Origin of the sequence: Paenibacillus sp. 7523-1, from assembly GCF_002276415.1 — a bacterium.
GTDB lineage: Bacteria > Bacillota > Bacilli > Paenibacillales > Paenibacillaceae > Paenibacillus > Paenibacillus illinoisensis_A.
In genome coordinates, this window is sequence record NZ_NPBR01000003.1 from 72,990 (window position 1) to 88,380 (window position 15,391).

The window sequence follows — 15,391 nt, forward strand, 5'->3', positions numbered from 1 at the left end:
ATGGATCATACTCAATTTACCCATGACAACAGACGACGTCCTAAGCATCAGTTTCCGAAGAAAGCAACGTATAGAGAAGCCTTCCGTATCAAACCGATTCCGCTCAATTGGTTCAGGGGAATTGGCTCGGCAATCAGTGTGGGAATTCCTTCTTTAATCGGTTTTTTGATCGGAGATCCTGCTCTCGGCATACTAGCTTCCGTCGGAGGTTTTACCTTTCTATATGTAACGAATGAACCATATTCCCAGCGTGCTGTAAGATTATTCTGGATTGCGCTTGGATTAACTGCTTCATTTGCACTTGGAGCGTTAAGCTCTTATAACGATGTACTTTTGGTGCTTATGTTTGGAGTTATTGGGTCTCTGAGCACCATGCTGTTTAAGCTTTTTGAAATTGTCGGCCCTGGAGGCTTGTTTATTGTCCTTGCTTATGCGATTGGCAATTCCATGCCGCATGATCTGGCTCTGCTCGGATCCAAAGTGCTATGTGTATTGCTGGGTGCCATTTTTGCCTGGATCGTTGCAATGACGGGAGTGCTTGTAAATCCGTACCGTAACGAGAACAAGGCCGTTTCGGCAGTATACCAGAGCTTGGCGAGTCTTCTGTCCTCGATCGGAATGGATACGTATACAGAAAGGCAGCATCAAACGGCGTTTCTCATTAAGCAGGCAGAGCGAACATTATCCCATGCCAAGTTGTTCGGAAAACGGAACCGGAACAATTACGTTTTGGAAAAATTGATACGATTAAACGCACAAGCTGAAGTAATATTTCTTTCTATACTCGATGTCTCGCAAGAGAAAAAGCATGAGATGGAAGATCAAATCGCCAAATCACTGCAGACCATGAGCAATCAGCTTCGTGATAAAGACAAGGAAAAACATATAAAAGTTCAAATGTCGGAAGAAGGAAGCAGTACTTTCCTTAGAAATCTCTATGCAAACGTAAAGTTCGCATGCGAGATACATTCTGGGACAGTTGCTTTGAGTTCTGCTCCGGCGTCGTCTGGTGCCGAAGAGAAGAAAAATGTAAGTGGTACTGATCGAATTAAAAAACTGTTCAGCAGGGATTCTCATATCCCTTTTGTGGCTCTCCGTTACGGAACGATAATTTTTATTTCAGCAGCTATTGCGTATGGTTTCCATTTGAACCGTTCGTATTGGGTTCCGTTATCCTCGGCTGCAGTCATGGGAGGCGGGACTTATGTCAGTAACCTGCATCGCGGTATACAACGTTCGGTGGGTACGATCATTGGGATTTGGATAGGAGCAGCCTTGCTATGGCTGAAACCTGCTGGCTTGTTTGTTTCGTTAACACTTGCCGGATTGCAGTTTATCGTGGAATTAATCTACGCCCGAAATTATTCGCTCGCAGTTATGTTCATTACTCCCAGTACCCTTCTGATTGGAACGACAATTAATCCAGCACTGACTAGCGGGTACTTCATATCCGCCAGGCTCTTCGATATCATCATTGGAAGCATCGTTGCCATTGTCGGGACGGCGTTGTTATGGAGGAAGATTTCTTCCAAACGGTTGCTTACCGTTTTTTCTGATGCTGTTGGAAAAGAAGGGGAAATGTTGATTTCCATGTTAGAGAGTGAACATACGCCAATGCAAGCCCCCAAACATCAGGAGCTCCAACATGCTTTGCTTCAGCTCCGTTTAGTATATGACCGTGCATTAGCGGAATCACTTCGCAGGGATGTAAAGGTTACAAGTCTCTCGCCTGCAGTGGGAGATTGCTTGCACCTGGGTTACATGTTACTCGCAGCGTCCCGCCATCCTTCAAGAGAAGTAGCGGAAGAGCGGGTGCATGAGTACAAGGTCTATTTCGAGAGGCTTACACACTCCATCAAAGATAATGAGAACCTCTGTATAGACGTGCCGGACGTGCCAAGTCTGCCTGAATACCCTTTAATCCATGAAGATCTTGCTCGATTAAACCATTCTTTACGTAATGAAGCCATTAAGAAGGGGATGGAATTGCACGGCTAGAATACTAATCAAAACGAATTGGAAAGTAACCCAACAATCAAATTCACATTTGTGAAAGAGAATACAATAGTTGCTCTGATAGTGAGTAGTTTTTAGAACTCATGTTGTCGAAGCCAAGTGCACTTCATTGAGCAAAGGAAGCGCACTTCCACCGAGGAGGGATCAACCCGTGAATGTAGTCACCAAGTTGATGAGTGAACTCAAAGATCGCGATAGCCGGCAGCAGTTGAAAGGCTATCGAGACCAAGTAAAACTCATCAGAAAAAGGAATTTGGAGGCCTGGGACGATGAACGACTTCAAGAGGAATCACATCGACTGAAAGAGGAAGCGTTAGGAGGCAGAGCTTTGGATGAGCTGCTTGTCGATGCCTACGCTTTAGTCTGCGAGGTGGCGAAGAGAAAGCTCGGATTAAACCCATATGATGTACAGATCATGGCAGCCATCGCTCTGCATGAGAGATTTCTAATCGAGCAGCACACGGGTGAAGGAAAAACACTCTCCGCTGTTATGCCTGCTTATCTAAATGCGCTGACAGGCCAAGGCGTGCATGTGCTGACGTTCAACGATTATTTGGCCAACCGAGATGCCGAGTGGATGGGACCGATCTATCGCTTTCTTGGGTTAAGTGTAAACTCAGTTCACGCGGGCATGAATCTGTACGAGAAAAAGAATGCCTACGCTAGCGATATCACCTATGTGACAGCTAAAGAAGCTGGATTTGATTACTTACGAGACACGATTGCGCTCAACGAAGTTGATCTGGTTCATCGTCCGTTCCACTTCGTCATCGTCGACGAGGCGGATTCGCTGCTTCTTGATGAAGCACGGGTGCCACTAGTTATTAGTGGAGAGTCGGGCTCTTCCAAGAATGACGACATTCGTTTCGCAAAAGTGGCTCAGCAGCTCAGACAAGGAGAGCATTACGAATTCGATGAGTTCCGACGGAACGTTTACTTGAATGAAGCAGGCTCGGCGAAGGCGGAGTCACTGCTCAGATGCGGCAATCTGTATGATAGCCATAATACACATTTGTTAACTTCATTACATTGTGCGCTGCATGTGGAAACGTTACTAAAAAGAGACGTCGATTACATCGTCCGAGACGGTGGAATCGAGTTGATTGACGAATATACTGGCCGAGTGGCAGAAAATAGGTATTTACCTGACGGACTGCAAGCCGCGCTTGTAGCCAAAGAAGGGCTGCAGTGGACGGTAGGCGGGAAAATTCTCGGCACGATTACCATTCAACACTTCATTAGCCTGTATCCGGGCATTTGCGGAATGACGGCTACAGCGCATGCTTCTGCAATGGAATTTGAACATATCTATGCGCTGCAGGTCATGCGAATTCCGCCGTACCAACCAAATATACGAATTGACCACCCGCACCGAATTTACACTCATAAAGAAGCCAAACTAAAAGCACTTGTACAAGAAATCTCGTCTGTCCATGCGACGGGACGTCCGATTCTCATTGGTACATCCAGTGTTGAGGAGTCCGATGACCTAGCGGAAGCGCTGACGAAGGTTAATGTACATTGCCATGTTTTAAATGCAAAAAACGACGCAAAAGAAGCCGAAATTATCGCTAAAGCAGGAGAAATTGGTGCCGTAACCGTTTCTACAAATATGGCAGGACGAGGCGTAGACATTCGGCTCGGAGGCGGAAATCCTGAGCAGGCAGGATTGGTCGCCAATCTGGGAGGCTTATACGTGATCAGTACATATGTGAATGAAAGCGTGCGGATTGACGATCAACTCCGTGGGCGTTCCGGCCGCCAGGGCGACCCGGGATCCTCCGTATTTTTCGTAAGCCTGGAAGATGAGCTAATGGTTCAGTTCGGCATCCATAAATGGGTTCACGTACCTAGGCAGGATGAGGCTCTCGATGACACAGTGCTTCTCAGTAAAATCGAGCATATTCAGCGCGTTATTATGGGTCAGAACTTTGATATTCATCTGGAACTGAACAGTTATTCGGATATGGTGGAAGATCAGCGGCGAATTCTATACGCCGAGCGACTTAAGATTCTAAAAGGCGATATACCGATGAGCCCTTCGGAACAGAGAGTACGTCTTTTTTATACCGACGAGTTCTGGGCGGAACATCTGGCATATGTTTCTTACCTTCGCGAAAGCATCCACTTGGAGAGCATAGCCAGCCGCAATCCAATCGACCAATTTCATATGCAAATCACCCAGGCCTACGAGCAAATTCCGTATAAAATCAATAAGGCATCTCAGAAGATGCTTCTAAGACTTGGAGACTCAGATGATCCATCGAAGTGGGAAAAGCTCGGTCTGAAAAGCCCTGCATCCACAAGGACTTATATTATCAACGATCAGTACAGCGAAAATAGACGCAGCTTATGGACTGGAACGACCGTCTTTGCTTTTTGGGGCAGCCAAATTTTGAGATGGGCACTATGGCCGGTATATAGGATGTCTAAATAGTGATTAAAAGTAGTATTTCAGTTCGTCGAATCGATTGATGCTGCAAAAGAAACTCCGAAACCCACAACATTCAGGGTTTAGGAGTTTCTCTGTCAGGACAAATTAAACAGGGATGTTCTTCATTTCATGGATTTTTCGGAGCGTTTGAACAAGTTTTATCTTCTCTTCATCATCTTCTGTGTGGAGATAACTCTCCACAAACCTGTATCCAAATACGAGCAGGATCATTTCATAGACACAATGGTCTGCAGCAGGGGGTGCATCTGCATATTCAGAAAATCCCTGGTAATACGCAGGAACACACCGCTTGTAGTAATCGACCATGTAATTAACATCTGCTTCATCCGCAATCAGACTTGCTAGATCTTCACCCAAGTAGCCCCATCCCGATGTATCCCAATCAATGAGCGCAATTTTCCCATCCGCATAGATCAAGTTGGTCACCCAGAAGTCCCTATGGCATAGCACAAGGGGAAGTTTTTCAATGCGGTCAAATATTTCTTCTGCGTGCTCATCAATGTCGATAAGCATTTGCCGCACATGCTGCGGGAATTCGCAGTCCTCTGAACGTATATAGTCATGAACAACCGGCCATGACCGGTAGTGCAGATAGGTGTTTTTCATGAGGTTCGCATGGCTTAGGTTAGTCAGGCTTTGCAGTACAGCAGGTTGTTTGGCATACAGTTTGCCTTGAAAGCGTCCCAATTCCAGCGCAGCCTGTTCATACATGTCACCGGTCAAGTCCAAACCGGATACGCCATCAATATATTCCAGCCATAGATGGAATTCATCTTCTTCGGTATTCATCTCGGCGTAATAACATGTTGGCCAGCGCAAGGCATTGGAGAATGTTTCACCCAAGTCAGATGCATAGAGGTCATATTCCCGGCGCCATGAGCCTGGATCATTGTAACGAGTCCATTGCTTCTGAATTTTCAGCACGATGCGGTATGACAATTTTTCACCCTCGGATGTTTCGGCAACCCCCGTCACCAAGTTTACATTTCCCACAGTACCGCCATGTAAAGGGATGGTTTGGTAATCGGCCGAGATGATCTCTCTCTCAAATCTTCTGCTCAAGACAGCGTTCAGCGTTTCGGATTTAATATTCATATCTTCTTACCCCCGTTTTTCTTCATGTTCTTGCTGTACATGGCGAGCATTTTGCTTCTCGCCCTCTTGTTAATGAGGTAACTCGTTTTATCCTGGACATACCTGTTCTCATGGTGTTGGGCGAGATAATGCTCCCACCGCTCACGAGACAACGAACCGTCGGCAATCGCCGTGAGAACGGCACAACCGGGCTCGGTCTGATGGCGGCAATCCGTAAATCGGCATTGAGTGAACCATGCCTCCACATCGGTAAAACTTGTGCGCAAGCCTTCATCGGCATCAAAAAGACCAAGCTCCCGCATACCCGGCGTGTCGATGACCATACTTCCGGAGGGAAGCATGAATAGCTGACGATGGGTTGTTGTATGCCGTCCCCGGCTGTCGACCTCCCGGATCGCCTGAACCTTCATTACGTTCTGTTCCATCAATGCATTGAGGAGAGACGATTTCCCAACACCAGACATACCGAGGAAGACAATTGTTTTACCAGGCATGAAATAGGAATTGAGTTCGTTCAGCCCCATGGCTGTATGACTGCAGATTGCGTGAACTGGCACACCAGGAATACTTTGTGTGACTTCGGAGAGTGGGAGAGTATAATCTTCAACGAGATCAGCCTTGGTCAGAATGATGACCGGCTGGCCGCCGCTCTGCCGGGCTTGTGTCAGGTACCGCATGATGCGGGAAACGTTGAAATCCCCATTCAGCGATGAAAGGATAAACACATAGTCAAAGTTGGTTGCAACGACCTGTTCCAGCACGGTTTTGGTATAACCTGTGGCATGACCCGAGTGATCCGCGCGTGAGAATTTGGAGCGGCGGGGCAGGACTGTAGCGATGAGAGAATCTCCGCTCTCGTTGTAATACAGCAAGACAAAATCCCCGACGCATGGAAAGTCCGCACGTGTTGCCGCGCCGTGATAAAAGGTTCCTTTAAGAACCGCTGTTACTTCCCCGCGCTCGGTCATGACCGTGAAGCGCTCGCGCCTAAGCTCTATCACCCTGCCGGGCAATAATCCGCTTTGAACTGCATCTATCTCTATATAGCCATAGGTTTTCAAATCAATCATGTTATTGGGTAGCTCCTTTAATGTTGTTTTTTGGACGCAAAAATGCCACGGACAAGCAGCCTCTTAAGAAGCTGCTGTCGCGCGGCATCAGGACGCAAAAAAGATACGACCTTCATCGTATCTGCAAACAGCAATATTCACGAAAGGTTACTTTGGATGGCATACCAAATAATGCGGGCGTTTTCCCGCTTTTTTCATGTATGCCAACTATTCAGTTTTAAGACGAAACCACCATATAAGTAGCTGCCATTAAAAACATCTCCCTTCGTGTAAGGAACTTGCTTATCACTAAGCTCTTTATAAAATAACCTTTTCTTCCAGAAAAATCAATTGAAAATATGACAAGCCAAAAAACGATCCTTTCACTTATCTCAAGGAACATTACAGTTTACATTACAATGAAAGTATATTATAGTCATTAAAGAGTTATTTTATCCGCAATTAAAGGAGAGAGCAATTTGAATCCAAAATTACAAAAGAAAATTAACAACTTAGAAAATATCGGAAGATTTCCTGCAGAGGAATTATTGGAGCTACTGCCTATCAAGAAAACCGACAATGTATTGGACCTTGGAGCGGGCACTGGTTATATTTCCATGTCCATTGCAGAACGAGTGAACACCGTATATGCATTGGATAATGATAAGGATGTTCTTGAATATTTGGAGACCCAAGCGAAAGAGAGAGGCATTACGAATATTACATCTGTTGTAGGTGACTTCAGAGAAATTCCGTTAGATAACCAGGTTCTTGATATAGCTATTGCATCCATTTCTTTACACGAAGTTAAGCCCCTTGCAACAGCTCTGAAAGAGATCAACAGAATATTGAAAGACAGAGGCTTGTTCTTATGTATCGAATTAGAAAAGTCAGAGACTTCAACGGGTCCGAGAGTTTCTTCCAAAGATATGGAAGTGGAGATGCTCAATGCTGGCTTTACCATTGTTAATAAGATCTACCCGTCGACCCAAATTGCCAACCAATCTGTCTATATAATCCTTGCTCAAAAGTAAAAAGGGCACCTATATTCTGCTGGAAAACAAGGCTTAATATAAATGAACGCGGGGCTTTCGATATCATCGGCAGCCTGGTTTGTATGAAAGCGTTTGACTTATTCGAATATCGATCTATAATTATGAAGGAAATTGGACGAGGACGGGAACTGACGAAGTGTCCTGATGTGTGTCCGCCTGAATGGATCGAAATGCCGACAAGCTTCAAAGTAGGCCTCAGCCTATGGGGATAACGATATTCGGTATAGCTGTATGTATACTCACAGCAAGCTTCCATAACCAGGAGGCTTGCTGTTTTTATTTTTAGAAGGAGACTAGGTCAGAATGACACTTAAAAAAAGGATCTTTTTATTGTTCTTCCTCAGTGCGTTTATCCCTTTTATCAGCATATTTGCGATTTCTTATTATACCATTGACTCCATTTTCGCAAATAAAATCGATGACGGCATCCGCAGCAATTTACAGCAGGTGACGTCCTCACTGGAGAATTCAATTACTAATCTGAATCACGTTACACAGCAATTGTCCTACCGAGGAACCATTGGCAAAAAGCTGGATCAATTCCTGAAGCCTTCCTCGGATATCTTCCTATTGATGGAGGCGAGAGACGAGTTAAAAAGCGAGTTAAGTGTGGTCACGTTTACCAATCCGAATATTGGTTTGACCTTATATTACTTCCAGAAGGATGGAACGACACAGTTTGGCAACTTTCCGATTAAGGACCACTTTTCTCCGGAGTCACTGCCTGTGCTCTTCCAGACCTATGGCATTAAGTACTATGGTCCGCATATCAGCATGAACCGATTCGATGACCAACTCGTTCTGTCTGCTCTGCGAAGAGTACAACTGCCCGAAAGGGACGACGTGTACATTTACGTTGAGTCGGGCTTTCGCCTCACACAGGATAACTTGGGATACAGTCAGTACAACGGGGCTCTGTCTCATCTGATCCTGGATGGTGAAGGCAACATTGTGTACAGTGAGATACCGGAAGCGATGAAGGTCGGGGAGAATTTCTCCAGCTTGACAGCCGATCCTGCCAAGGACGGGATATCCCGGGGGTATCACTGGTTCAAGGAGGATTCATCACAGAAATGGAGCGTCGTTTCAGTCATTTCGCAGGCTCAATATCAGCAGGAGAAAAACCAGTGGTTACTTCAAATATTGCTGGTCGCATTATTTTTCCTCGGCTTTACCGTTTTTCTAGCGTGGCTCCTGTGGAAGATGGTGTACAAACCACTTGGTTTGTTCCATTCGGAAATCAACGGGATGTCCAAAAATCCACAAACGACGGGGAGCAGAGCTCGCACCCAGATTCCCGAATTTGATTTTCTGCTCGGTGAATTTTCCAATATGCAGCATCAAATTGGCGATCTCTTCAAGGAAGTGCAGCAGAAAGAAAAAATTCGTGCAGACCTTGAAGTGGAAAAATTGCTCTATCAGATTAACCCGCACTTCCTGATGAATACACTGGATACGGTACACTGGCTGGCCGTCATGAACGGACAAGGGGAGATCGACAAGCTGGTACAGTCATTGAACAAGCTGCTCTATTACAACTTGGGCAAATTAGGGCAAGTATCCACGATGGAAGAGGAGATTGATGCATTAAGACAGTATCTGATCTTGCAGCAAATTCGGTATGACTTTGAATTCGACGTCCGTATTACTGCTGATGAACAAGTGCTTCAAATTCCTGTGCCTCGTTTTATTCTGCAACCGCTGGTTGAAAATTCGCTCTATCATGGATTGAGTGACGAAGGCTTTATTCAAATTGAAGTGACATGCAATACAACATTGAACATTATGATACAGGATAATGGTGCAGGCATGAGCGAGGAAACCATTCATAAACTGCTGAACAACCGTGTAGCTGAACAACAAAAAGTAGGAATGGGCATTGGACTCAATTACGTTCACCGCATGTTGAAGTCACAATATGGGGACCAAGCACAATTGGTCATCGAGAGTGAATTGGGAACGGGGACAAGCATACTGCTCATACTGCCCATTAAAGGAGAAGATATCTCAGCATGATTAAGGTATTGATTGTGGATGACGATAAGCTGGTACGCAAAGGCATTAGCTCAGCGATGCCATGGAACGAATTCAATATGGAGGTTGTAGGAGAAGCAAGTAACGGAGCGAAAGCATTGGATTTCCTGAAATCCCAACCGGTTGATCTCATGTTGACGGATCTTGCGATGCCGGTAATGTCAGGAATTGAACTGATGCGAGCTACAAAACAGCTCTATCCGGAGCTTCATGTTGTCGTGTTAACCTTGCATCAGGATTTCGATTATATCCAGGAAGCACTAAGGCTGGGGGCCATTGATTATATAGCCAAAGTCCAGCTGGAGAAAGAGCAATTTGAACATGTTCTGCACCGGATCCATACTCGTATTGCTGGGTTAACGACTTCTATCCGAAAGATGCCTTCTACCCATGAAATCAATGTCCATTACCCGAATGTGTATGCACTCGTTTCCCAAGATCGCAAATCCGAACAAAAGTGGCCCGTGGAACTGACCACCGATGGAGATGTGATCAGGTGGGAGGTTGAACGGAATAGCTGGATGTGGGCAGCTTCCTATGACGAGCAGGACCCGCTGTTTCATCAGTTAAAGGCATCCCTGAATGAAGTTCCCCATAGTACGTTATTGGTGTTGTCCGATGTACAAGAGAAAACCTGGTCCCACATCAAAAACTGGATTATGAATTATACAGAGGCATCTCTATTCTATGCGTACAACCCCGAACACCGAGTCATTGCCGTTTCAATGAACGAGGAAGAGACATTTTTAAAAGAACCGCAGGATGAGGACATAGACCGGATTAAGCAAAGTTGGTTCCAAACTTCATGGACTCATCATGACACGTACTATAACCAACTCATTGAACAGTTTACATCATTACGATTAAACAAGGGCCAGTTGATGGGATTGCTGTACTCCCTTGTTATGGAGTGGAATCACCTTTTTGCCCAAACAACGCTTGGAAGGATCTCTATGATCCATGGTTTCGATTCCTGGTACGAGGTTGAGAGATGGATCAAACAGACTGCGGTAGTTATTCGTAAGGCCGACGAACAGACTTCGTATTCCCAGGAAATCATCCATGCCGTTAAAAAAGCAGTGATGATCATGCAGGATGACTTGGAGCAGGCGTATACGGCTTCAGGCCTTTCCCAACAACTCAATATCAGTCGAAGTTATTTCAGTCAATGTTTCAAAGATCTGATGGGGAAAACCTTTAATGAGTACTCCAGGTTCATCCGGGTAGAGAAGTCGAAGGAGTATTTGCTCAATACAAACAACACGATTTTCTGGATTGCCGAGCGAGTGGGTTATACGGATGAAAAATATTTCAGCCGGATTTTCCGTGAAGTGACAGGCCTTCTGCCAAGCGAATATCGGCAGCAAGGCAGAGGAGTCAAATAGCAGATGTGTTCCCATTAGACAGACAGTCATCATAGGGAAAGTGATCGTCTCCATAATGATGGTTGGAGGCCGTCATGGAAATGGTCCAAGAGACATTTTATCGATTATGGATAAATTGAAGGCCGACAGTTTCCTGTTTGAGGAGCTGCCGGCCTTTGTTTTCGAATGAAAATAAGGATAGATAGATGAATGTAAGTCAGCAGGTAGGATAAATGTTCACGAACTAACCAATGCTCCAGGATCGCGGTCGAAAACTGTGATCATTTCTCTATCCAAACGAGCGTGCAATCCCTATCTCAGTGGATCTTCACTCCATTTTATAATGAAAGCGTAAACAAAAAATGATAAACACAATAAGGGGAATCGAATTAGATGAGAACAAAATGGTCCATGAAAAGCAAACCGCTCACGAAACGTCTGGCCGTGCTGTCGATGTCTGCGCTGATGGTTACAGCTCTCGCGGCATGTGGAGGCGCATCCACTCCTCCTACTGCAGAGGAAGCAGGCAAATATGAGGTAACACCGGGGGATCCGTTCAGTGCCTACAAAGACGAAATCACCGTAACCATGGGACGGGTGACTACAGCCAACCCGAAACTGCCGGCTGGAGATACCTATGAGAACAACGCATATACGCGACTGGTTAAAGATACATTTAACGCTCAAATTACAGATCAATTTGAAGCCAATGGTGAAGATTACAGTCGTCAGGTTTCGCTTGCCATCGCCTCTGGGGAATTGCCTGACATGATGCGTGTCGACTCCAAAGACGAACTGAAAGAACTGGTGGACAATGACCTGATTGAAGATCTGACAACCATTTACGATCAATACGCCACAGATAACATCAAGCAGATTTACGATTCCTATGATGGGCGTGCATTAGATAATGCCACAATTGATGGTCGTTTGATGGGTCTTCCGGCGACGTCCCTGGATTCCGCACCAACGATGGTTTGGGTACGTCAAGATTGGCTGGATCTGCTGGGGATCCAACTCGATGCAGACGGAGATGGCGCCATCTCGCTCGAAGAAGTAGAGAAAACAGCACAGGAATTCCTGAAAAGAGATCCTGGTCAAACCGGTAATCCAGTCGGTATCCCTTTTGTCAACACACTGAATACCACAGATTACAATGCCTCTTCCTATACCATGCTGGGTGTTGCCTCAACCCAGGGCGCGTTCCCGCAATATTGGATGAATGGGGAAGACGGCAAAATTGTGTATGGTTCCACGACAGAAGAGACGAAGCAAATGCTAGGGATCATGGCGGACTGGTTCAAGAACGGCATCATTGACCCTCAATTCGGAACTCGGACGTTTGATGACATTACTGCACTCTATACCAATGGCCAGAGCGGTATCGCTTTTGGACCGTGGCATATCCCAGACTGGGGATTGATCAGCGTGAAACAGATGGATAAAAATGCGAAATTCTCGGCGTATACGTTGGAAGATGCAGACGGCAATGTAAACGTGGCACATGCTAATCCATCCAATCAGTTTATCGTGGTGAGAAAAGGGTATGAGCACCCTGAACTGGCTGTTAAGATTGTAAACCTGTTCTACGACAAACTGGCAAATGATAAAGATGTGGCAACAACCATGCCGGAAGCTGCCAAGTATCAGGAGACTGGGGTAGACGGTTCTACGAGACCGTTTAATATCGAAGTCAATTCGGCTACATCACTGCTGGATGATTACTCTGATGTCGTTCGTGGAATTAAAGGGGAAATTGGTCTGGATGAGGTTCGCACAACCGAATCGAAGAACAATATCGGTAGCATCAAAACGTATTTGAGCGACATGGATACGGATGACGCGACCGCTTGGTCCAAATACCATTCACGGATTAACGGAGTTGGACTGATTGACAAGCTGACACAGGAGAATAAATTCGTTTGGATGACGCCTGCTTTCTCTGGAACGACATCAAGCATGAAACAAACGTGGGCCAATCTGACGAAGCTCGAGCAGGAATCGTTCATCAAAATTGTGACGGGCTCCGAACCGCTTGAGTACTTCGATACATTCGTCAGCAACTGGAAGAAACAAGGCGGTGATCAAGTCATTCAGGAAATCGAAGACGAGATCGCATCGAAACAATAGACATCCATGAACAGTAGCAGGGCTGCGATATGCAGCCTTTCTTCAGGAAAGGGGTTCATCCATGAAACAGGGGAAATTAAAAGCAAGAGGCCGGCTCGGCACAGGTGCCATGTACCATATGATGATGCTGCCGGGTATTTTGTTTTTGCTTGTATTCAGCTATATACCAATGGTCGGTGTCATAACGGCTTTTCAGGACTATGTACCTGCCAAGGGCATGTTCGGCTCCGAATTTGTAGGGCTGAAGCATTTTATTTATATGTTCAAACTACCGGATATCGCTCAGGTCATCAGCAATACGCTAGTCATTGCGATTGCCAAAATTCTGCTCGGAACGTTGATGGCGATCATATTTTCCGTATTGTTGAATGAAATTCGTATTAAATACGTTAAAAAATCCGTGCAGACAATAGTTTATCTGCCTCACTTTCTATCCTGGGTTGTACTCGCATCCGTCGTGGTCAACATGTTCAGTTTGGATGGAATCGTGAATCAAATGCTCGCGTTCTTTGGCCTGGATCATATCAATTTCCTAGGCAGCAACACGTGGTTCCAGCCACTGATCATAGGAACAGATGTCTGGAAGGAATTTGGTTATAGTTCCATCGTTTATTTGGCTGCTATCACGTCGATTGATCCCGGTCTATATGAAGCGGCAGGAATGGATGGAGCCAGTTGGTGGAGAAAAGTATGGCATATTACACTGCCGGGTATGCTGCCTATTATTCTGCTCATGGGTGTAATGAGCCTGACCAATATTTTGAGTGCCGGTTTCGATCAAATCTATAACCTGTATAACCCGGTAGTGTATGAAACGGGCGATATTCTGGATACTTACGTGTACCGCATTGGTCTCGTTGGACGACAGTATAGCTTCGGTACGGCTGTTGGATTGTTCAAATCCGTGATCGGCATCGTGCTGCTCTTGTCTGCGAATCAACTCGCCAAAAAATATACAGACAGAAAAATTTTCTAAGGAGGCAATTCCGTGTCCTATTCTGCAAATATTAAAGATCGAATTGGCCGGTTTGTCATCTATGCCATCGTAATCATGCTGGCATTGGCTTGCCTTCTTCCGTTATGGAATATTGTTGCCATTTCATTCAGCAGCAGCGAAGCTGTATCAGCGAATGCCGTAGGTCTCGTTCCGGTCAATTTTACGACAGCCGCGTATTCAAAAATTATTGATGATGCTCAGTTCTGGCGTTCTTTTGGCATATCTGTACTGCGCGTTGCGCTGGCCCTTGTGCTTAACATGATTCTGATTATTTTGATGGCTTATCCGCTATCCAAGTCGAAAAGGGAATTCAAAGGCAGAAACATCTATATGAATATCATGATTTTTGCCATGTTGTTCAGTGGAGGCATGATTCCGAGTTACCTGCTGATCAAAAACCTGGATATGCTCAATACGATATGGGCACTTGTTCTACCAGGTGCTGTCCCGATATTCAGTGTCATCCTTGTGATGAACTTCTTCTCTGCAGTACCTAAAGCACTGGAAGAAGCGGCGTTTATCGATGGGGCGAATCCGCTTCAAGTCTTGTTCAAAGTGTATGTTCCCGTGTCCATACCTGCGCTAGCGACCGTTGCCTTATTCAGTATCGTGGGCACATGGAACGACTTCTTCAGCGGTTTGATCTATATGACCAAGGTCAGCAACTATCCGCTTATGACCTATATTCAGTCCCTTAACGTAAATATTGCCGATCTGCTGCAAGCCGGTACGAATTCCAGCGAGCTCAGCAACCTGACTGAGATTTCGAATAAAAACCTGAATGCGGCTAAAATCGTAGTCGCGGTCATTCCGCTACTGCTGATTTATCCGCTGCTGCAAAAATACTTTGTAACAGGCATTGTCGTAGGATCGGTCAAAGAATAATGAGAGGTTATAACACACCTTAACGGAGAGGCACACCAATCTGGAGAAGGTAGAAAGGTTGTAAGACATGGAAAATAAAAAATGGTGGAAAGAAACCGTTGTATATCAAATCTATCCGCGGAGTTTTCAAGATAGTAACGGAGACGGAATCGGCGACTTGAAGGGTATTGTGTCAAGGCTCGATTATCTACAGGAACTCGGCATTGGTGCGATCTGGTTGTCACCTGTTTGCAAGTCACCTCAAGATGACTTTGGGTATGACATTTCCGATTATCAGGATATCGATCCAATGTTCGGGTCTCTGGATGATA

Annotated in this window: 11 protein-coding genes; 9 read left to right on the top strand and 2 right to left on the bottom strand. The window is 45.5% G+C overall.

Annotated elements, in window-relative coordinates; all coding sequences use genetic code 11:
* Both CHH60_RS01970 and CHH60_RS01975 read left to right on the top strand, forming a co-directional pair.
* Window positions 1–1,998, top strand: a complete 1,998-nt coding sequence (locus CHH60_RS01970) for an FUSC family protein (protein ID WP_095357654.1) — start codon at window positions 1–3, stop codon at window positions 1,996–1,998.
* A gap of 169 nt (window positions 1,999–2,167) precedes the next feature.
* On the top strand, window positions 2,168–4,453 hold the full coding sequence (locus CHH60_RS01975; protein ID WP_095357655.1) for a preprotein translocase subunit SecA: 2,286 nt from the start codon (window positions 2,168–2,170) through the stop codon (window positions 4,451–4,453).
* A 102-nt stretch (window positions 4,454–4,555) separates the two neighbouring features.
* On the opposite strand, the gene CHH60_RS01980 is transcribed toward CHH60_RS01975, so the two are convergent.
* Together CHH60_RS01980 and rsgA are read right to left on the bottom strand one after the other, a co-directional pair.
* Window positions 4,556–5,566, bottom strand: a complete 1,011-nt coding sequence (locus CHH60_RS01980) for an aminoglycoside phosphotransferase family protein (protein ID WP_095357656.1) — start codon at window positions 5,564–5,566, stop codon at window positions 4,556–4,558.
* A complete protein-coding gene (gene rsgA, locus CHH60_RS01985; RefSeq protein WP_255247777.1) occupies window positions 5,563–6,567 on the bottom strand; it encodes a ribosome small subunit-dependent GTPase A in 1,005 nt (334 codons plus the stop codon). The genes CHH60_RS01980 and rsgA overlap by 4 nt, the downstream gene beginning before the upstream one ends.
* Window positions 6,568–7,094: 527 nt before the next feature.
* Here rsgA and CHH60_RS01990 point away from each other — a divergent pair.
* The 7 genes from CHH60_RS01990 to CHH60_RS02020 all read left to right on the top strand — a co-directional run.
* Window positions 7,095–7,649, top strand: a complete 555-nt coding sequence (locus tag CHH60_RS01990) for a class I SAM-dependent methyltransferase (protein WP_095357658.1) — start codon at window positions 7,095–7,097, stop codon at window positions 7,647–7,649.
* Between the two features lie 324 nt (window positions 7,650–7,973).
* Window positions 7,974–9,686, top strand: a complete 1,713-nt coding sequence (locus CHH60_RS01995; RefSeq protein WP_095357659.1) for a sensor histidine kinase — start codon at window positions 7,974–7,976, stop codon at window positions 9,684–9,686.
* A complete protein-coding gene (locus CHH60_RS02000; RefSeq protein WP_095357660.1) occupies window positions 9,683–11,089 on the top strand; it encodes a response regulator transcription factor in 1,407 nt (468 codons plus the stop codon). The genes CHH60_RS01995 and CHH60_RS02000 overlap by 4 nt, the downstream gene beginning before the upstream one ends.
* 372 nt (window positions 11,090–11,461) lie before the next feature.
* A complete protein-coding gene (locus CHH60_RS02005) occupies window positions 11,462–13,198 on the top strand; it encodes an extracellular solute-binding protein (RefSeq protein WP_095357661.1) in 1,737 nt (578 codons plus the stop codon).
* A 61-nt stretch (window positions 13,199–13,259) separates the two neighbouring features.
* Window positions 13,260–14,174 carry an ABC transporter permease gene (locus CHH60_RS02010; RefSeq protein ID WP_095357662.1) on the top strand — a complete coding sequence of 305 codons (915 nt, stop codon included), beginning with the start codon at window positions 13,260–13,262 and terminating at the stop codon, window positions 14,172–14,174.
* A gap of 12 nt (window positions 14,175–14,186) precedes the next feature.
* Window positions 14,187–15,080: a carbohydrate ABC transporter permease gene (locus tag CHH60_RS02015; RefSeq protein ID WP_095357663.1), complete on the top strand. Its 894-nt coding sequence runs from the start codon at window positions 14,187–14,189 to the stop codon at window positions 15,078–15,080.
* Between the two features lie 67 nt (window positions 15,081–15,147).
* The coding region (locus CHH60_RS02020; protein WP_255247778.1) for an alpha-amylase family glycosyl hydrolase at window positions 15,148–15,391 on the top strand (244 nt) is incomplete at its 3' end.

Coding starts and splice junctions, on each gene's coding strand:
- CHH60_RS02005 (WP_095357661.1), top strand. CDS start 11,462: ATGAGAACAAAATGGTCCATGAAAAGCAAACCGCTCACGAAACGTCTG.
- CHH60_RS01995 (WP_095357659.1), top strand. CDS start 7,974: ATGACACTTAAAAAAAGGATCTTTTTATTGTTCTTCCTCAGTGCGTTT.
- CHH60_RS02010 (WP_095357662.1), top strand. CDS start 13,260: ATGAAACAGGGGAAATTAAAAGCAAGAGGCCGGCTCGGCACAGGTGCC.
- CHH60_RS01970 (WP_095357654.1), top strand. CDS start 1: ATGGATCATACTCAATTTACCCATGACAACAGACGACGTCCTAAGCAT.
- CHH60_RS02000 (WP_095357660.1), top strand. CDS start 9,683: ATGATTAAGGTATTGATTGTGGATGACGATAAGCTGGTACGCAAAGGC.
- CHH60_RS01980 (WP_095357656.1), bottom strand. CDS start 5,566: ATGAATATTAAATCCGAAACGCTGAACGCTGTCTTGAGCAGAAGATTT.